We start from the raw sequence: 18,949 nt of genomic DNA, 5'->3' as shown, positions 1-18,949 counted from the left end.
GCCGGGGGCTCCCGCCACCCGCAACGGGCCACGGGGCCCGGTTTCCGCTGGTTGTTGCCGTGCTTGGGCGCGGGGCGGCGGGCGTCGGGCCGGGTGAGGGGGGGGCCCCGCCGCGCGGGGGCCACCCCCCTTCACGAGTCCGTACGCCGGACGTCCGCGGACCTCTCAGTCCATCAGCATGCGGAAACGTGCCGCGTTGCCCTTGTCGGTGTCGCGGTAGCCCACGACCGACTCGTCGAGCAACTGGGCGATGCGGGCGAGATCCTGGTTCATGCCCGCCATGTCCTTGGTCAGGATGTCCTGGCTCTCGCGGTAGGCCAGCTTGGCCTCACCGTCCCAGTTCTCGGCGACGCGGTTGACCTGGGTCATCAGGTCCTGGAGCTTCTGGGAGAGCTCCGACGCGGTCAAGCGGACGTCGCCCGCAGCCTGGGTGACGGTGTCGTAATTGACGGCAGTGGTCATTGCCTAGCTCCTAAGTGCCTGACTGGCGGGATTCAGCGGAAGGTTGGTGACCTGTCGGCTTGCCGCCGCTCAGGCCATGCCGAGGATCGCGCTCTGGCCGGAAGGCGAGTCGTCCATCTTCCGGAAGGCGGCGATGCGGTCGTCTTCCTGCTGGGTGAATCCGTCGGCGCTCATCTTCATGATCTCCTCGAGCTTCACGAGCTGGAGACGCATGCTCTTCAGACGCTGGTTCAGATTGAACTGCACCCGGTCGTACTCCTTGCTGGCCGCACCCTGCCAGCCTGCCTGGATGCGGTCCACGACGCCGTTGAGGGACGTGATACGGGCCTGCAGCTCGTCGTGGAACTCCTGGATCCGGTTGGCGAGGCCAACCTGATCATCACTGGTTACATTCAGGTCCTTCGACACCTCTTGTCCCTTCTTCTACATACGCAGCGGACGGGAAGCCCTGGATGCCGCCCCCGTGCTGGGTCACTCTCGTGATCCCGTCCGGTCACTCTAGTCACTGGGTATGACAGTTCCAACTGCAAAGCCTCGCAAGGAGACTTGGTTCACCGGGCCCGTCCGCGACGGCTGTCCCGCACGACCGTCGCGGTCCCGGCGACCACCGCGACCAGCACTCCGCCGACGCCGAGTGCGTACGTCGCGTACCGCTCGTCGCGCTCCTGCGAGGTCTCCGAGAGCGCGAGATGCGCCGGTTCGGGGGCCGGCGGCTTCGGCGGTCCCGGGTCGGGGCTCGGGGACTCCGGGGGGCGGTCGTCCTCGTCCAGTGCGCGTACGGGGTCGACGACCCCCCAGCCGACGAAGTTGTCGCGGCCGTTGATGCTGCGCTCCGCGGTCTGTTCGATCTGGGCGACGATCTGGTGCGCCTTCCAGTCGGGGTGCTTGGCACGCAGCAGGGCCGCGACGCCCGCGACGTACGGGGCGGAGAAGCTGGTCCCGTTGTCCACGCACTGACCGCCGCCGGGAACGGTGGAGACGATGTCGACGCCGGGCGCCGCCACCCCCACGAAATCACCCGCCTGGGAGAAGGCCGCACGCTCGTTGTTGCGATCCGACGAGGCGACGGCGAGTACACCGTCGAACGCCGCCGGATAGGTGCTCTTGAGCTTTCCGTCCATGCCGTCGTTGCCTGCGGACGCCACCACGACGATGTCCTGGGCGATCGCGCGCGCCACGGCCCGGCCGAGCGACGAACTCGAGGACAGCGACTGTGTCGTGTCCTGCGAGATGTTGATGATGTCGGCCTTCTTGGCGATCGCGTGGTCGATCGCATCCGCCATCGTGTTGGACTTGCCGCTGTTCTTCTCGTCGTTCTGGCGGATCGGAATGATCGTCGCCTCCGGAGCGAGCCCGACGAATCCGGTCCCCTTGCGAGGGCGAGCCGCGATGATGCCGGCGACCTTCGTGCCGTGGCCGACCTCGTCGACCGTCCCGTCGGTCTTTCCGCGCCGGCTGTCGCGGTCGCCCTTGCCCGGCTTGAGGAAGTCCCTGCCCGCGGAGTCGTCGACAGCGCGCTTGAGCTGCGGGTTGACGTCGTCGACGCCGGTGTCGATGACCGCGACGCGGACGCCCTTGCCCTTGGTGTCCTGCCACAGCTCGTCGAGGAGCACGCGCTGGAGCGACCACGGGATGCTCGCGATCTGCTTCTTCATCGGGAAGGTGCACTCGCCGCTGCCATCGACGGCGAAGGGGGCCGGGAACTCGTCCGCGTGCGCGGAGGCCGACGGGACGGTCAGGCCGGCCAGAGCTACCGCGGCCAGGAGCGCAGGCATTCGGTACGTCACCGTCACACCTCTCACGAACCCTGCGGCTGGCGGGCGCTGTTGGTGTCGAGCCGCGGGCCCTTGGAGAGGAACTCCGACCAGGTGATCGGCACGAGCGTGGGGGTGACCTTCCCGTAGCCGAGGCGGATCTGCGCCTGACTCGGTTCGGGCCGGCCGTCCTGCTGCTTCTGCCCGTCGCCGGCACCGATGTCGGAGCGGGCGGCGTCACTGTCACCGTTCGCCTGGACCGCGTACCGCAGTCCCGTGTCCGTCACGAGGAAGAGCGAGCCGTCGGGGCTGGTCTGCTTCCCTTGCACCTGGGTGTAGAGCAGGCCGCTTCCCGGAGTGACGTAGGTACTGGTGCCACCCGCGGTGATGTCCGCCGGGTACTTGGTGCCCACCCAGGTGGAAAGCGTCGTCCGGCCCTTGTCGTCGACCTTGCGCAGCACACTGCAGATCGTGTCCCGGGCGCCTTTTTCTTCGGTGGAGTTGACCTGCTCCGCCCGCTTCGAAGGCCAGCGCCGGTCCGACTCGAAGGCCCTGGACTCCGGCTCGAACGAAGCCGCGTCCACAGTCGTCGCCTTGCCGTCCATGTCGAGAGCGTCGGTCTGCGGGGAGTTGATGAGCAGCCAGGCGGTGAAGTCCGAGACGGGCCGCACCTTTCCGCGGAGCACGACGTAGTGCTGGGGCCCGGATCCCGTCTGTGCCCGCAGGACCATGCCGACACGGTCCTCGGTGTCGGTGAGCCCGCCGCCGACGCCCGCGTCGGAGCCGACCGAGCCGGGGATGTCGGGGAAGTCGATGCGATGCCCGGTGTGCAGGGTGGCCAGCCAGTCGTCGGTGACGGACTGCGGCTCCTCGCTGCCGGCGAGAGTGCGGGTGAGGACCGCCTCGTCCGAATCCTTGCCGGCCACGCGGTACTTGGTGCCCTTGGCGTCGACCAGGTAGCGGGTGCCGTCCTGCCCCTTGACGTACAGCACCTGCCCGCCGGAGAGGCGTCCCTTGCCCTCGGTCCTGGAGGCATCGCGCTCGGCGAGAACGAACGTCGCCTTCTGCACGCTGGCGCCCTTGCCGCCGCCCGGCTGCTCGCAGACCGCCCACCGCTTGGCCGTGGCCGCCTCGGTCTCGCTGGGGAGGCGGTCGGGGGCGTACGGAATGCCGAGGATCGGTCCCCGCGGTGGCCTGCCGGAGTCGAGTATGTCGTCGCTGACCTGGATCACCTTGAACTCCTGCGGAGTCAGCAGAAGTCGGGCGGAGGCCAGGTTGAGCACGGGGTGCAGCAGCTTCTTCCTGTCCGTGGTGAGTACCACGTAACGGGTCGTGGACTCCTTGCCCACGATCACCTTGGTGCCGGGCTTGTCCCAGTCCTTGGGTGCCTTGGGCTTGAACATGCCCCAGGCGCCGAAGCCGGCGAGCACGAGCGCGCCGATGACGAGGCTCGGCACGATGGCGCGCAGCGGGCGTGGTGCCCCCTCCTCCGTGCCTGTGGGCGAGGGTTGGAGGAATGCCGCCACCGTGCGCTTCTTCGCGAAGGTGTACGCGTTGAGCTCATCCCGCCGTGATGCCATGAGTCCCCATTGGTCGAAAAGCCGCAGTCCTCCCCGCGGGCCGGGAGCAGATGCTCCCCTGAGGCCGGCTGTCGGACCGGCCCCCTACTATGCCTGTAGATCGACGGGGTTCGTGGGGCGGGTAGGGTGATGCCGCCGCCAATGCCCTGGCAGGCCAGGGTGATCGGGACAATTCGGGGGGTTTCTCCATCATGGCTTCCGCGACGCGCACGCGGGCGGCCGCGGCCGCGCCGTCCACCGCGCCCCCCTCCGCTCCTGGCTCCGGATCGTCCCGGCGCTCGCGGTCCGGCGCGTCGCCGACGGCCCCCCAGGGAGCGGCCGTGCCGCGCCTCAAGGCCCGTACCGGACGGGCCGGTTCGTTCCGATTGCAACAGCTTGTGCTGATCGAGTGCGCGGCCGCGCTGCTGCTCGTCGCCTGGATCACCGAACCCCTGCTGCTCGTACCGGCCGGTGTGGTGGCCGCGCTACTGGTTCTGCTGGCCGTACTGCGCCGGCACCGGCGCTCGCTTCCCGAATGGCTCTCGACGGTTCTCGCTCTGCGCGCGCGCACCCGCAGAGCGGCGTCACTGGTCCTCCCGCCCGACACCGAGCCGGGGCTCGCACCCGCCGTCGAGTGCGACCCTGCGCTGCGGACGTACTCGTACAGCGACCGTGACCGGCGCCCGGTCGGAATGATCGGTGACGGTACGTTCCTGACGGCCGTGCTCCAGGTCGAGTCCGGCGCGACGGCGCTGCGCCCGGACCGTGGCGCGCGACCGCTTCCTGTGGGTCTCGTACGGGACGCGCTCGACGTCGACGGAATCCGGCTGGAGTCGGCGCAGATCGTGCAGCACACCCAGCCGGCCCCGTCGCCGCATCTGCCACAGCAGTCGGTGGCCGCGCGGAACTACGCACCGCTGCAGGCTCAGACGGGTACTCCCGCGGTCCGGATCACCTGGATCGCGCTCAAGCTCGACCCGGAGCTCTGCCCGGAGGCGGTCGAGGCACGCGGGGGCGGACTGGTGGGCGCGCAGAAGTGCCTGGCCCGCGCCGCGGACCAGCTGGCGAGCCGGCTGACGGGCGCCGGCTTCGGCGCGACCGTGCTGACGGAGCAGGAGCTCATCGGCGCCGTCGCGACCTCCACCTGCGCCAACCCGATGGCGATAGCGGAGGCGAGCCGCGCCGATGTGCCGGGACGGCGCACCGAGGAGACCTCGCGCACCTGGCGCTGCGACGATCGCAGTCATACGACGTACTGGGTGGGGCGCTGGCCGCAGCTGAGCGGAGGGGGCGCCTCGGGCGGGGCGTCGATGCCGCAACTCGTCGCGCTGCTCACCTCGCTGCCCGCGCTGGCCACGACCTTCAGCCTCACGCTGGGGCGCGGCGAACGTCAGGAGGTGACGGTGACCGCGTATGTACGGATCACCGGGCGCAGCGACGAGGAGCTGGTCGGCGCCCGTCATGAACTGGAGCGTGCGGCGCGCGGGGTGAAGACGGGGCTGGTCCGGCTGGACCGTGAGCAGCTGCCGGGAATGCTGGCGACGCTGCCGCTGGGGGGTGCGCGCTGATGTCCATGCCCTCTTCTTCCACGCCTCCTTCCGCGCACACCGGGTCCTCCTTCTCTCCCACGGGGGCTTCTTCGGCTGGTTCCTCCATTCCTTCCGGCTCCGGTCCTTCCGGCTCCGGTCCTTTCGGCTCCGGTCCTTCCGGCTCCGGTCCTTCCGGGGCCTCCACGGCGCCTGCGCGTGGCGGGCGTGGGACGCAGCCGTCGGGTCGCGGCGGCGTCAGGGCGCGCATCGGTTTCGGCCTCATCGGGCCGCGCCGCGACCGTCACGCCGTTCCGCTGGAGCAACTCGACGCTCTGGCCCTGCCGGTGGGCGACGACGGCGTGGTGATCGGCGTGGACGCGGAGGGACGACCTGCGGTACTCGGCATCAACCGGCCCACGCCGTTCGACGTCACACTGATCGGCGGCCTGTGGACCGCGCAGGTCATGGCGTTGCGCGCAGCTGCGACCGGGGCGCGCATCGCAGTGGAGACGGGGCGGGCCCCGGCCTGGGCGAGCCTTGCACAGGCGGCGGGCGGCGGGCAGCCGTGCATCACGCTGCACGACGTGGGCAGAGTGCCGCCCCAGGGAGCGTCGGCAGGCAGCCCTGTCGTCGTGGTGCGCGACTGCGGAATGCGGCCGCCGCGCGGCCGGGTGGTGTCCGGTCCCTGGCAGTCGGTGGTGACGCTGCTGCCGTATCTCAGTCCGGCGGCGCCACGGCTGATGGAGAAGTCGGCCCTGGTCGGCGTTCAGCGGGTGTCGCCCGACGAGGCCGGGCAGATCGGCCGCATCATGCATCTGCAGGACGGTGAGACGGAGGCACTCTCCACTCTTGCCGATGGTGTGACGTTGTGGTGTACGGCTCGTGACCGCCAGTTCGTCATGACGCAGGCGACGGATGCCGAGTCCGGGCTGCTGGGCGGCGCACGCCGGATGGACTGACGGAGTTCCGTGGAGGTTTGACCGATTCGGTCCCGCGCACTGTGCCGCATCGCGGTCATCTCCTGGTCACTTGGGCACGGGACGTGACGCATGGGACAGCCGATGGCGGCTGGTCCACCCTGCCGTACTGACAGAGTTGACGATTAGGGTGGGAGTGGGCGCGGCAAGAACCTGCGGGCAGGTGCGCGGCGTCACAAGGGGGAGAGCCGGGCGGCGGATCGAACGACGGTTACGGTCGCCCCCACCCACGACGGCACAAGGGTGCTCGACCACAGGAGGCAAAGTGAACGGCGATCGGGACGAGATCCGCGGGGGCTGGAACACGCCCGTCGATGATCAGTCCGACGCGGAGCCCGCCGAGATGACGGGTGAGTTCACCATCGACTACACCCCGCCGGCTTGGTACACGCAGAACGCGTCGGGGGATTCGGGGGCGGGCTCCGGTGCCCCTGCGGTTGCGGGAGCGCCGGGGGCGACGCCTCCGCCGCCCGCTGGGGCGCCCGTCGCGGTGCCCGGGCTGCCCACGGGAAGCGGCTTCGAGCCCAACTGGGCGCCTGTGCCCACACCGCCTGCTCCTGCGCCGCCTGTGCCCACTGCTCCGGTCGAACCCGCTGCTCCCGTTGCTCCGGCCGCTGCCTCGGCCGACTCCGGGGCCGGTGCGCCGCAGCCTTTCGGCGGCGGCGACCTGGAGAGCGGTGCCACGATGCGCTTCTCCCCTGCCGCGCTGAACCAGGAGATCGCGGCGCGCGAAGCGGCGGCGGCTGCGACTGCCGCTGGCGCTGGCGCTGGCGCTGGCGAGGTATCCGGCAGGGCGTCCGGCGGGGCCGACGTACCCGTGGACGCCGATGCGCCGTCCACGGAGACCGCAGACGCCGAAGTCGAACCCGCCCCTGCGGCTGTAGTGGATTCGGTCGACGCACCGGTTGCGGAGGACACCCCGTCGGCCGAGGACGCGGCGCACGAGGCGGACTCCGGCACATCCGAGGATGCGGCCGACGGACAGGAAGGCGACACCCGCGAGGACGGCGACGGGGAGCCGGACACCGCCCCCGAGGACGCAGTGACGGACGCGGTGCCGGACGCGGTCGAGGACGCAGTCGTCGAGCCGGCCGACGCCGTGCCCACCGATGCGGCGCCGACGGACGCCGCTCCGCAGGACACCCCGCCCGCTCCGGCCGCGGCTCAGCCCTGGGCTCCCCCGCCGGTCGCGCAGGGCACCGGTCTGCCGCCCCTGCCGCCCGCGTTCCAGCCTGCCGCGCCTGGTCCGGCGCCGCAGTGGCCCGTACCTGGGCACGAGGCGGACAAGCCCGCCCTGCCTGCGCCGACGGCCGACACCGGCCCCCAGCAAGGAGTGAGCCCGAACCTGCCCGCACAGCAGGGTGGTTACGGCTTCCCCCAGCCCGGACAACCCGGACAGCCCGTCCCGGGCGCCCCGGCCACACCCAACCTGCCCGCACAGCAAGGCGGATACGGCTTCCCGCAGCCCGGACAGCCCCACCAGCCCGGACAGCCCGCCATTCCCACCGCCCCCAACCCGCCCGCACCACACAGCGGATACGGCTTCCCCCAGCCCGGACAACCCGGACAGCCCGTCCCGGGCGCACCCGCGCCGCTGCCGCCGCACGCCCCGCACGTGCCGGGAGCACAGCCGGGAGCCCCGCTGCCACCCTCGGCAGCGGGACAGAATCCGCAACTGCCGCAGCCCGGAGGGCCGGCGCCTGGGGCGCCGAACCTCCCCGCTCAGCAGGGACCGGGACAGCCGCAGCCGCCCACCGCTCCCGTCGATCCCCGGACCGGCGCCGCCTGGCCCACGCCCGTGACGCACGACCAGCGTGAGCGCTCCGTGCCGGGCGCCCCGCTCGGCTACACCGCGGCCGTCGAGCTGTCGTCCGACCGTCTTCTGCGCAGCAACAAGCAGAAGGCGAAGTCGAGCCGCAACCCGTCCGGTGCGGCCGCCCGCTTCAAGCTCGGCGGCAAGAAGGAGGAGGCCGAGCGGCAGCGCAAGCTGGACCTGATCCGCACGCCGGTGCTGTCCTGCTACCGGATCGCGGTCATCAGCCTCAAGGGCGGCGTCGGCAAGACCACGACGACGACCGCTCTCGGCGCGACCCTCGCCACCGAGCGGCAGGACAAGATCCTCGCCATTGACGCCAACCCGGACGCCGGCACCCTCGGCCGCCGGGTGCGCCGCGAGACCGGCGCGACCATCCGGGACCTGGTACAGGCGATCCCGTATCTGAACTCGTACATGGACATCCGCAGGTTCACCTCGCAGGCGCCCTCCGGTCTGGAGATCATCGCCAATGACGTGGACCCGGCCGTCTCGACGACGTTCAACGACGAGGACTACCGGAGGGCGATCGACGTACTGGGGAAGCAGTACCCGATCATCCTGACCGACTCCGGGACCGGGCTGCTCTACAGCGCCATGCGCGGCGTGCTCGACCTCGCCCACCAGCTGATCATCATCTCCACCCCGTCGGTGGACGGCGCGAGCAGCGCGAGCACCACGCTGGACTGGCTCTCGGCACACGGCTACGCCGAGTTGGTGCAGCGATCCATCACCGTGATCTCCGGGGTCCGGGAGACCGGCAAGATGATCAAGGTCGATGACATCGTGCAGCACTTCGAGACGCGCTGCCGCGGGGTCGTGGTGGTGCCGTTCGACGAGCATCTGTCGGCGGGTGCCGAAGTCGACCTGGACATGATGCGCCCGAAGACGCGTGAGGCGTACTTCAACCTGTCGGCCATGGTCGCCGAGGACTTCGTACGGGCACAGCAGGCACAGGGGCTGTGGACCGCCGAGGGCCATGGCCAGCAGCCGCCGCACATGGCGCCGCCGATGCCGGGCCGGCCCACGCCCCCCGGACAGCCCATGCCTCCGGGTCAGCCCATGCCCGGCCGGCCGTACGCCCCGAACCCGCAGCAGCCGCCCTACGGTGGACAGCAGCCGTACTCCGGTCAGCCTCCCTACGGCGCAGCGCAACAGCCCTACCCTCCGGTGCCCCAGCCACAGCCGCAGCCACAGCCCCAGCCCCAGCCCCAGCCGGGTGTGCAGCAGGCATGGCAGCAGGCGCTGCCGCCCCAGGCACAGTCGGCGTCGAGCCCCGCCGGCGGTCACCCGGCACCGCCCACCGGTCCGGGTCAGCCGCAGCCGGGTCAGCCGGACCAGCCCGGTCCGCACGGTCCGGTGCCACCGGCAGGCCACCCTCACCCGCAGTATCCGCAGCAGCCCCCACAGGCGCCGCCAGCCCCTCAGCAGTAGGGCGACAAGGGTATGGACCAATGAGGGCCCGCACTGGTTTCCACGGTGCGGGCCCTCTGGCATTCCCGCAGCCCACAAGGCGTTTGACGCTTCGCCAGGGCATCGTTGACACGTCTAGACCTCGCTGATAGACCTTCGCTTCACCAGTGGGCGCCCACAAGATCCACGTGCCTTCTCCGAGCGAGCAACCACGCGAGGTCAACGTCTCATGGTCACTAACGCTCCATCCCGCAGCGCACGGCAGCACCACCCATTCGTCCGCATGCTCCTCGCCTCCGGCCTCGTCGCCGCCTCCGCACTGGTGGCCGTCCCGCAGCCGGCCCAGGCGGACGACGACGGCAGGAACGGCGGCAAGTACGTCCTCACCGTCGCCGTGTCGCAGAGCGTGGACTCGCTGAGCCCCTTCCTGGCGCAGCGGCTCCTCTCCACCAGCCTCCACCGACTGATGTACGACTACCTGACGAACTACGACGTCAAGGACGCCCACCCGATCCCGGGGCTCGCCACGGAGTGGAAGCCGTCGGCGGACAAGCTCACGTGGACGTACAAGATCCGCAAGAACTCCACGTGGTCGGACGGCAAGCAGGTCACCGCCCAGGACGCCGCCTGGACGTTCAACAAGATGATGACGGACGAGAACGCCGCCACCGCCAACGGCAGCTTCACGGCCAACTTCAGGAAGGTCACGGCTCCGGATGCCGGGACGCTGGTCATAGAGCTGAAGAAGCCGCAGGCCACGATGGCCGCACTCGACGTCCCGATCGTGCCCAAGCACGTCTGGGAGAAGGTCGGCGACTTCTCGAAGTTCAACAACGACAAGCAGTTCCCGGTGGTTGGCAACGGCCCCTACATCCTGACCGACTTCAAGGTCGACCAGTACGTCAAGCTCAAGCCGAACAACCGCTTCTGGCGTGGCGTACCGAAGTTCGACGAGCTGGTGTTCAAGTACTACAAGGACGGCGACGCGGCCGTCGCGGCGTTGCAGAAGGGCGAGGTGTCCTTCGTCTCCGGCCTCACGCCGGCTCAGGCCGCCTCGCTCAGGTCCGCGAAGAACATCAAGGTCAACGACGCGCCGGGGCGCCGGTTCTTCGCCCTCGCGACCAATCCGGGCGCCCGCTCGCAGGACGGCGGCAAGTTCGGCAGCGGTCATGCGGCACTGCTCGATCCGGCCGTGCGCAAGGCGCTGTTCCACGCGGTCGACCGCAGGACCATCGTCGACAAGGTGTTCCAGGGGCACGCCGTGGAGGGCGACGGATACATCCCACCGCGCTTCGCCTCCTACTTCTGGAAGCCGGCGCCGCAGCAGAGGATCGACCACGACCCGGCGAAGGCGGCCAGGCTTCTCGACGAGGCCGGATACAAGAAGGCCGGCGGCGGAAAGCGCGTCGGCAAGGACGGCAAGCCGCTGAACTTCCGGATCCTCTGCCACGCGACGGACCCGAACGACAAGGCGGTCGGCAAGTACCTCCAGGAGTGGTGGGGCGAGCTCGGCATCGGACTCAAGGTCGACTGCCTGGACAATGTCTCCGACCCCTGGGTCAAGGGCGACTACGACCTGGCGTTCGACGGCTGGTCCGTCAATCCTGACCCGGACTTCGTCCTCTCCATCCACACCTGCTCCGCCCTGCCGGCCACGCCGAAGGACACCGGCGCCACGGACAACTTCATCTGCGACAAGCAGTACGACGAGCTGTATGCGAAGCAGGCCGCCGAGTACGACACGGCCAAGCGCGCCGAACTCGTCAGGCAGATGGAATCACGGCTGTACGACACCGGGTACATGAATGTCATGGCCTACCCGAACGCCGTCGAGGCGTACCGTACGGACCAGATCAAGTCCATCAAGACCATGCCGGAGGCCGCCGGCAACATCTTCGGCCAGGACGGCTACTGGAGCTGGTGGTCCGCCGAGCCGGCTGCCGCCGCCGCACACGGAGGGTCCCAGGCGGGCGGTTCCCCGGCCTCCGTGACCGTCGGAGTCGGCGTGGCCGTCGTCGTGGTCATCGCCATCGGCGTCATCGCCACCCAGCGCCGCCGTGCCTCCGCGGAAGACCGTGAATAGCCGATGAGCAGCACCGCAAGCACCACGACCACGAGCAAGACCGCGGCGGCGCCGGTACCGGGACCCCCGGTGGCCCGCGCAGCCCGCGGCGGCAACGCCACCGCCTATCTCAGGTATGTGGCCGGCAAGCTGGCCGGCGCGGCCGTGTCCCTGTTCGCCGTACTCGTCACCAGCTTCTTCCTCTTCAGGATCATCCCCGGCGACCCGGTCAAGGCCATGACGCACGGGATGCCCACCACCGCCGCACAACTGGCCACCCTCAGACACCAGTTCGGTCTGGATCTGCCGCTGTGGCAGCAGTTCACCGACTACTGCGCGGGCGCGCTCACCGGCGATCTGGGGACGTCGTACCAGTTCCACGCGCCCGTCGGTGAACTGATCGCCCAGAAGTTCCCCGCCACGCTGCTGCTCACCGGAGTGGCCGTGGTGATCTACTCGGCGCTCGGGCTCTGGCTGGGCACCCGGTCGGCCTGGCGGCACGGCGGGCTCGGCGACAGACTCAACACCGGGGTGGCGCTGACCCTGTGGTCGGTGCCCTCGTTCTGGCTCGGCCTGCTGCTGATCATCGTCTTCTCGGTGGGCATCGGCCCGGTGCCGGGGATGTTCCCGACCGGCGGCATGGAGTCCGGAAGCGAGACGGGCTTCGCGTACGCGCTCGACGTGGCGCATCACATGGTGCTGCCCGTGCTCACGCTGGTGGCGGTGGGGTACGCGCAGACGCTGCTGGTGATGCGCTCCTCGCTGCTCGACGAGATGGGCAGCGACTATCTGACGACGGCGCGGGCGAAGGGGCTGCGGGACGACGCGGTACGCCGCCGCCACGCCGTCCCGAACGCGCTGCTCCCGACCGTGACCATGGTCTTCATCAATCTGGGTCACGTCGCGGCGGGTTCGATCCTGGTGGAGACGGTCTTCTCGTGGCCGGGCCTGGGCGGGCTGTTCTACCAGGCGCTGAGCGTTCCCGACCTGCCGCTCGTCCAGGGCCTGTTCGTGGTCTTCGCGGGAGCGATGATTCTGATGAACCTGCTGGCCGACGTGCTCTATCCGCTGCTCGACCCGAGGGTGGGCCGATGACGACGACCGAGAGGGCCCCGGCGCGCAGCGCGGGCTCACTGGCATGGGCGCGCCGCCGGGACTCGGTGACCCGCTTCTGGCGCAGGTACCGTAAGCACAGGGCGGGGGTGGCCGGCCTCGCCGGGCTCGCGCTCCTCGTCCTGATCGCTCTGACCGCGCCGCTGCTCGTCGGCGGCGACGTCCAGAGCGTGACGAATGCCCCTGGCACAGCGCTGGAGCCCCCGAGCGCGCAATTCCCGCTGGGAACGGATCAGTTCGGGCGCTCGCTGCTGGGACTGCTGGTCTGGGGTGCGCGGATCTCACTCACGGTGGGGCTGCTCGCCGCAGGGCTGTCGGTGGCCATCGGCACCCTGGTCGGGATCATCGCCGGGCACTACGGCGGCTGGTTCGCGACGATCGTCATGCGCATCACCGACTGGTTCCTGGTGATGCCGACGCTGGTCCTGGCGATCGTGCTGGCGACGGTGATGTCGCGGAGCGCCTGGACCGTGATCCTTGCCATCGGTGTCACCTCGTGGCCGACGACGGCCCGGCTCGTGCGGGCGCAGACGATCGCGGTCGAATCGCGCCCGTACATCGAGCGCGCCAGGGCTCTCGGCGGCGGCCATGGGCACATCATGTCCCGGCATGTGCTGCCGAACGTGATGCCGCTGGTGCTCGCGCAGACGACCCTCGGCATCTCGAGCGCGATTCTGACCGAGGCGACGCTCGCCTTCCTCGGCCTCGGCGATCCGACCGTGGTGTCATGGGGCGGAATGCTCCAGGACGCCCGGGAGGCGGGTGCCGTGTCCGCCGGACACTGGTGGTACCTGGCGCCGCCAGGCATCGCGATCGCGCTGGTCGCGCTGGCGTTCACCCTGTGCGGACGGGCTGTGGAGGCCGTGCTCAACCCGAAGCTGGGGGTGACCCGGTGAGCGCGGTGGACCTGCTCGAAGTGAGGGATCTTCGTGTCACGTACGGGTCGGGGGCCGGCGCCGTCCCCGCCGTACGGGGCGTCGATCTGACGGTCGCGGCGGGCAGCAAGCTCGGCATCGCGGGCGAGTCGGGGTGCGGGAAGTCGACGCTCGCCCTTGCGCTGCTGCGGCTGCTTCCGGCGTCGGCACGGCTGACGGGCGAGATTCTGCTGGACGGCGAGGACGTCCTCACCATGAAGTGGGGGCGGCTTCGGGCGGTGCGCTGGGCCGGGGCGTCGATCGTCTTCCAGGGGGCCATGCACTCACTGAACGCGGTGCACCGGATCGGGGAGCAGATCGCGGAGCCGCTGCTGGTCCACGGCCGGGCGACGCCCGGCGCGGCGCGTCGGCGGACGGGTGAGCTGCTGGACCAGGTCGGTCTGCCTGCCGCGCGGGCGGAGGCCTATCCCCACGAGCTGTCCGGTGGGCAGCGGCAGCGGGTGATGATCGCGATGGCGCTCGCCTGTGAACCCCGGCTGATCGTCGCCGACGAGCCGACGACGGCGCTGGACGTCATGATCCAGGCCCAGATCCTGCGGCTGATCGAGGAGCTGGTCGCCTCGCAGGACATCAGTCTGCTGATGATCAGCCACGATCTCGCGGTGCTCGCGGACACATGTGACCGGCTCGCGGTGATGTACGCGGGGCGGGTGGTGGAGGAGGGCCCGGCGCGCGAGGTGTACGAGGCGGCGGAGCATCCGTACGGGCGCGCCCTGTCTGCGGCGTTCCCGCGCATCGGTGACGCCGGGTCACGGCGTGCCCCGCGAGGACTGCCGGGTGACCCGCCGGACCCGGCGGCGCTTCCGGCCGGGTGTGCGTTCCGTCCGCGGTGCCCTGTGGCACTCGAGGTGTGCGCGGATCAGGACCAGGAGCTGCGCGACGTGGGGGCGGGACGGCGGGCGGCGTGCGTCCATGCCGGGGCGGCGGTGGAAGCGTGACAGGCATCGAGGAGTCCACCATGACGACAGCTCCGCTCCTTTCCGCCACCGGGCTGCGGGTCGCGTTCCCCGGGCGCCGGGGCGCGGCGGCGGCTCGGGCCGTCGACGGGGTCGATCTGGACATCGGCGCCGGGGAGATCGTCGCGCTCGTCGGCGAGTCCGGCTGCGGCAAGACCTCGCTGGCGCGGACGCTGCTCGGGCTGGTCCGGCCCACGGCGGGCCGGGTGACGTTCGGGGGTGCGCCGTTGTCGTACGGAGCGCGTGCGCTCAAGGCGTACCGCAGGCGGGTGCAGCTGGTGCTGCAGGATCCGAGCGGTTCGCTCAATCCGCGGCACACGGTGTACGACGCGGTGGCGGAGGGCCTGCGGATCCATGGTCACGCCGGCGACGAGCGCGAGGCGGTCGCCGAGGCGCTCTCGCGGGCGGGGATGCGCCCGCCGGAGCGCTTCTTCCTGCGCTATCCGCACGAACTGTCGGGCGGCCAGCGTCAGCGTGTGGTCATCGCGGGCGCCCTGGTGCTCCAGCCGGAACTGATCGTCGCCGACGAACCGGTGGCGTCGCTGGACGCCTCCGTACGGGGCGAGATCCTGGCCCTGCTGCTGCGCCTGCGGGACGAGCTGGGCCTGTCCGCGCTGGTGGTGACCCATGACCTGGGTCTCGCCTGGAACATCGCGGACCGGGTCGCCGTGATGTACCTGGGCCGGATCGTGGAGACGGGCCCGGTGGAGGAGGTCCTGACGGCGCCTCGGCACCCTTATACACGTGCCCTCCTGTCCGTGCTTCCCGAGTCGTCCGGGCCCCCGGTCGTACTCACCGGTGAGCCCCCGGACCCAAGCCGTGTCCCGGGCGGCTGCCGATTCCACGTCCGTTGCCCGGTCGTCGCCTCTGGCGAGGCGGAGCGTAGAGGGATCGCCTCACGGTGCCGCACCGACGACCTTCCGGTCCTCCCCGGCTCGGGGCCGGGCGAGGTGGCCTGTCACTGGGCCGCAGGCGCGCTGAAGGACGCGTGAGGAGCTTCCTGATCGAGCAGAGGCCGGCGTGCCGGGGCATGCGGTTCCGGCTCCTGGAAAAGGTCCGGACAGGTCCGCCGTGCGAAGGCCGTCGAGGCCACCTCCGGCGGACCACAAGCCCGCGGACCGCGGCGCCGGTGCGGTTGTGGCGGCCTGTCGCCCCTCGTGCCGGGGCCGCGGACCGTGCCTCCGCAGCTCACGGCGGGAGACCAGGCCGGCCGCCACCCCCGGGTGACAGCTGCGCCGACGCCCGCCGCCTCGGCGTGACTCATGCACGGCCACCCACGCGGTGCCGGCTCCGTCGAAGGCCCCGGCCGGCTTGACCGTCCTTCAGGCTGCGGGGTGTCACCGCAAAGCGCTACGCGTCGTACGCCGCCGTCAGCTCCCGCGACCGCTTCACGTCCGCCGCGATCGCGTCGAGCAGCGCCTCGATCGACTCGAACTTCTCCTGGCCGCGGACGTACGCGAGGAAGTCCACGGACACATGCAGCCCGTACAGATCGAGGCCGACGCGGTCGATCGCATATGCCTCGACCGTGCGCTCCGTACCGTCGAACTGCGGGTTGGTGCCGACGGAGACGGCGGCGGGCATCCGCTCGCCGTTGGCGGTGAGCCAGCCCGCGTACACGCCGTCCGCGGGGATCGCCGTGTGCGGAAGGGTCTCGACGTTGGCCGTCGGGTAGCCGAGTTCACGGCCGCGCTGGGCGCCGCGGACGACGACGCCCTCGACGCGGTGGGGACGGCCCAGGATCTCGGCGGCGCCCTCGATGTCGCCCTCGGAGACAAGGCGCCGGGTGAGCGTCGACGAGAAGGGCTCACCGCCGCCCGCTTCGCCGCTCACGTACAGGTCGACGACCTCGACCTGGTAGTCGTACGTACGGCCGAGCTCGGTCAGGAAGTCGACGTTCCCCGCCGCCTTGTGGCCGAAGCGGAAGTTCGGACCCTCGATCACCGCGCGGGCGTGCAGCTTGTCCACCAGCACCTTCACGATGAAGTCCGCGGGCGAGAGCTTCGAGAACTCCGCCGTGAAGGGGAGGATCAGTGCCGCGTCCACACCGAGCTCCGCCATCAGCTCGGCGCGCCGGTGGTGCGGGGCCAGCAGCGGCGGGTGGCTGCCGGGGCGGACGACCTCGCTCGGATGCGGGTCGAAGGTGACGACGACCGACGGCACGCCGAGCTCACGGGCGCGCTCCACGGCGCGCCCGATGATCAGTTGGTGGCCCCGGTGCACGCCGTCGTACGAGCCGATGGTGACGACGCTGCGCCCCCAGTCCTGGGGGATGTCCTCCAAGCCGCGCCAGCGCTGCACTGTGACCGCTCCTCGCCCGAAGCCGGTCCGAAGCCGAACCGAACCTGTGTACGTGATTGCCGATTACGCAGGTCTAAGACTGCCATGCCCGCGCTCCTCGGTTGTCATCGGCTCCGGACTCCCCGGCCCGACGTGCCCCAGCCGCGGGGCGATTCCGCCTCGTCGGGGAAGCACCGCGTCGAACGCGCCCCCCAGCGCTCCCTCGGTGCACTCCGAGCGCCTCCTCGATGGGGTGAATCGGCCCGCCGTGGTGGACAGACCCTTCCCGAGGGGGATCGTGGAGCGGGCAGCGGCCGTGCCCGCTCCACGGTGGAGGCATGGGAGTCCCCGGGCGCGTCAGCCGAAGACCGCGAGGCTCTTGGCCTTGCCCTTCTGCTGCTCGACGAGGGCGAGGAACCGGCCCTCCGGTCCGAAGACCGCGACCGGGCCCGTCGTGTCGTACGCGGGCATGTCCAGCCGTACGCCGTTGATGAGCAGCCGGGCCCGCTTCTCGTCGACGTCCCAGCGCGGGAACGCCGCTGCGGCGGCGTCGCCGATGGGCATGACCGTCAGCTCCTCCTGGAGCTGGTCCAGCGTCTTCGCCGCGTCCAGCTTGTACGGGCCGACACGGGTGCGGCGCAGAGCCGTCAGATGACCGCCCACGCCGAGCCCGGCGCCCAGGTCACGAGCGAGGGCGCGGATGTACGTACCGGAGGAGCAGACGACGGAGACCACCAGGTCCATGACCGGGGTTCCGTCGCCGGCGAGGGCCTCGCGGACGTCGTAGACCTGGAACGAGGACACGGTCACCGGGCGGGCCGGGATGTCGAACTCCTCGCCGCCACGCACCCTCGCGTACGAGCGCTTGCCGTCGATCTTGATGGCGCTGACCTTGGACGGCACCTGCATGATGGCGCCGGTCAGCCCGGCGACGCCCGCGTCGACGGCGTCACGAGTCACGCCGGAGGCGTCGGCGGACGCTGTGATCTCGCCCTCGGCGTCGTCCGTGATCGTGGTCTGGCCGAGCCGGATCGTGCCGACGTACTCCTTCTCGGTCAGGGCGAGATGGCCGAGGAGCTTGGTGGCCTTCTCGACGCCGAGGACGAGTACACCGGTGGCCATCGGGTCGAGAGTGCCCGCGTGCCCGACCCGGCGGGTCCTGGCGATGCCGCGCATCTTGGCGACGACGTCGTGCGAAGTGAAACCGGACGGCTTGTCGACGATGACCAGACCGTCCTCGGGGCCCCTCCCGGCGGCAGCCGGGGGGGTCTTGCTGTGCTGTGTCATTCGGAGGCTTCGTCCTCGTCCTCGTCCTCCGGCTTGCGGTACGGGTCCGCGTCGCCCGCGTAGTTCTTGCCCGTGGAGGCCTCACGGACCTCCGCGTCCTTGGCGCGTGCCTTGTCGAGCAGATCGTCGATCGTGCGCGCGTTGTCGGGGAGGGCGTCCGGAACGAAGGTCAGCGTCGGCGTGAAGCGGACCCCTGTCTGCCGGCCGACCTCGGAGCGGAGGACGCCCTTGGCGGACTCCAGCGCCGCGGCGGACGCGGCACGCTCCTCGTCGTCCCCGTAGACCGTGTAGAAGACCGTGGCCTCCCGCAGGTCGCCGGTGACCCGGGCGTCCGTGATCGTGACGAAGCCCAGCCGCGGATCCTTGATTCGCCGGTCCAGGGTCTCCGCGACCACGACCTGGATGCGATCGGCCAGCTTGCGGGCCCGCGCGTTGTCGGCCACCGGTCCTTCTCCTCTTTCGCCTGTACCTAGTCTTCATCGCCGTGCAGCCGTCGTCGTACCGACAGCAGCTCGACCTCGGGCCGGGCGGCGACCAGCCGCTCGCACCGGTCCAGCACATCTGTGAGGTGCCCCGGGTCCCCCGAGACCACCGCCAGACCGATCTCGGTCCTGCGATGGAGGTTCTGCCCACCCACTTCGGCCACACTCACCGCGTACTTGCGCTGGAGCTCGGCGACGATCGGGCGAACGATGGAGCGTTTCTCCTTCAACGAACGAACGTCGCCGAGAAGCAGATCGAAGGACAGCGTCCCCACATACATGTATGTCCGGATGTCCCGCCGGTACGGGTTCGGCAGATGCCCTGCC

General features: G+C 70.6%; 16 protein-coding genes. 8 read left to right on the top strand and 8 right to left on the bottom strand.

Annotated elements, in window-relative coordinates:
• Positions 1 to 165 precede the first annotated feature (165 nt).
• From ACFU5O_RS13355 to eccB, 4 genes are all read right to left on the bottom strand, one after another.
• Positions 166 to 462, bottom strand: coding sequence for a WXG100 family type VII secretion target (locus tag ACFU5O_RS13355; RefSeq protein ID WP_384239634.1), 297 nt, complete (start codon positions 460 to 462; stop codon positions 166 to 168).
• 69 nt (positions 463 to 531) lie between these two features.
• The gene (locus ACFU5O_RS13350; protein WP_384239632.1) at positions 532 to 870 is read right to left on the bottom strand and encodes a WXG100 family type VII secretion target; all 339 of its coding nucleotides are present in this window, start codon (positions 868 to 870) and stop codon (positions 532 to 534) included.
• A gap of 143 nt (positions 871 to 1,013) precedes the next feature.
• Positions 1,014 to 2,237 carry a type VII secretion-associated serine protease mycosin gene (mycP, locus tag ACFU5O_RS13345; RefSeq protein WP_384239698.1) on the bottom strand — a complete coding sequence of 408 codons (1,224 nt, stop codon included), beginning with the start codon at positions 2,235 to 2,237 and terminating at the stop codon, positions 1,014 to 1,016.
• Between the two features lie 23 nt (positions 2,238 to 2,260).
• Complete coding sequence (eccB, locus tag ACFU5O_RS13340) at positions 2,261 to 3,796, bottom strand: type VII secretion protein EccB (RefSeq protein WP_384239631.1); 1,536 nt, start codon at positions 3,794 to 3,796, stop codon at positions 2,261 to 2,263.
• 191 nt (positions 3,797 to 3,987) lie between these two features.
• On the opposite strand from eccB, the gene eccE reads away from it, so the two are divergent.
• The 8 genes from eccE to ACFU5O_RS13300 all read left to right on the top strand — a co-directional run bounded on the left by eccE (position 3,988) and on the right by ACFU5O_RS13300 (position 15,565).
• Entirely contained in the window at positions 3,988 to 5,343 is a 1,356-nt protein-coding gene (gene eccE / locus ACFU5O_RS13335; RefSeq protein WP_384239629.1) for a type VII secretion protein EccE, read from the top strand.
• Between the two features lie 5 nt (positions 5,344 to 5,348).
• Complete coding sequence (locus ACFU5O_RS13330; RefSeq protein ID WP_384239627.1) at positions 5,349 to 6,263, top strand: hypothetical protein; 915 nt, start codon at positions 5,349 to 5,351, stop codon at positions 6,261 to 6,263.
• 283 nt (positions 6,264 to 6,546) lie between these two features.
• A complete protein-coding gene (locus ACFU5O_RS13325; protein WP_384239625.1) occupies positions 6,547 to 9,528 on the top strand; it encodes an SCO5717 family growth-regulating ATPase in 2,982 nt (993 codons plus the stop codon).
• Positions 9,529 to 9,736: 208 nt separating this feature from the next.
• Positions 9,737 to 11,590 (top strand): ABC transporter substrate-binding protein, encoded by a 1,854-nt coding sequence (locus ACFU5O_RS13320; RefSeq protein WP_384239623.1) that lies wholly within the window; start codon positions 9,737 to 9,739, stop codon positions 11,588 to 11,590.
• A 3-nt stretch (positions 11,591 to 11,593) separates the two neighbouring features.
• Positions 11,594 to 12,664, top strand: coding sequence for an ABC transporter permease (locus ACFU5O_RS13315; protein ID WP_384239621.1), 1,071 nt, complete (start codon positions 11,594 to 11,596; stop codon positions 12,662 to 12,664).
• A complete protein-coding gene (locus tag ACFU5O_RS13310; protein ID WP_384239619.1) occupies positions 12,661 to 13,578 on the top strand; it encodes an ABC transporter permease in 918 nt (305 codons plus the stop codon). Before ACFU5O_RS13315 ends, ACFU5O_RS13310 begins: the two co-directional genes overlap by 4 nt.
• On the top strand, positions 13,467 to 14,555 hold the full coding sequence (locus ACFU5O_RS13305; RefSeq protein WP_384239617.1) for an ABC transporter ATP-binding protein: 1,089 nt from the start codon (positions 13,467 to 13,469) through the stop codon (positions 14,553 to 14,555). Before ACFU5O_RS13310 ends, ACFU5O_RS13305 begins: the two co-directional genes overlap by 112 nt.
• Positions 14,556 to 14,575: 20 nt before the next feature.
• Positions 14,576 to 15,565, top strand: a complete 990-nt coding sequence (locus tag ACFU5O_RS13300; protein ID WP_384239616.1) for an oligopeptide/dipeptide ABC transporter ATP-binding protein — start codon at positions 14,576 to 14,578, stop codon at positions 15,563 to 15,565.
• A 358-nt stretch (positions 15,566 to 15,923) separates the two neighbouring features.
• Here the strand turns inward: ACFU5O_RS13300 and ACFU5O_RS13295 are convergent, their stop codons facing one another.
• From ACFU5O_RS13295 to ACFU5O_RS13280, 4 genes are all read right to left on the bottom strand, one after another.
• Complete coding sequence (locus tag ACFU5O_RS13295) at positions 15,924 to 16,874, bottom strand: bifunctional riboflavin kinase/FAD synthetase (protein WP_384239614.1); 951 nt, start codon at positions 16,872 to 16,874, stop codon at positions 15,924 to 15,926.
• Positions 16,875 to 17,210: 336 nt separating this feature from the next.
• Entirely contained in the window at positions 17,211 to 18,140 is a 930-nt protein-coding gene (gene truB, locus ACFU5O_RS13290) for a tRNA pseudouridine(55) synthase TruB (protein WP_384239613.1), read from the bottom strand.
• Positions 18,137 to 18,583 carry a 30S ribosome-binding factor RbfA gene (gene rbfA / locus ACFU5O_RS13285; RefSeq protein ID WP_384239611.1) on the bottom strand — a complete coding sequence of 149 codons (447 nt, stop codon included), beginning with the start codon at positions 18,581 to 18,583 and terminating at the stop codon, positions 18,137 to 18,139. Before rbfA ends, truB begins: the two co-directional genes overlap by 4 nt.
• A 26-nt stretch (positions 18,584 to 18,609) precedes the next feature.
• On the bottom strand, positions 18,610 to 18,903 hold the full coding sequence (locus ACFU5O_RS13280) for a DUF503 domain-containing protein (RefSeq protein ID WP_384239609.1): 294 nt from the start codon (positions 18,901 to 18,903) through the stop codon (positions 18,610 to 18,612).
• Positions 18,904 to 18,949 lie beyond the last annotated feature (46 nt).

It is taken from the genome of Streptomyces sp. NPDC057445, assembly GCF_042802855.1.
Lineage (GTDB): Bacteria > Actinomycetota > Actinomycetes > Streptomycetales > Streptomycetaceae > Streptomyces.
This window is presented reverse-complemented; position numbering and strand designations above follow the sequence as displayed.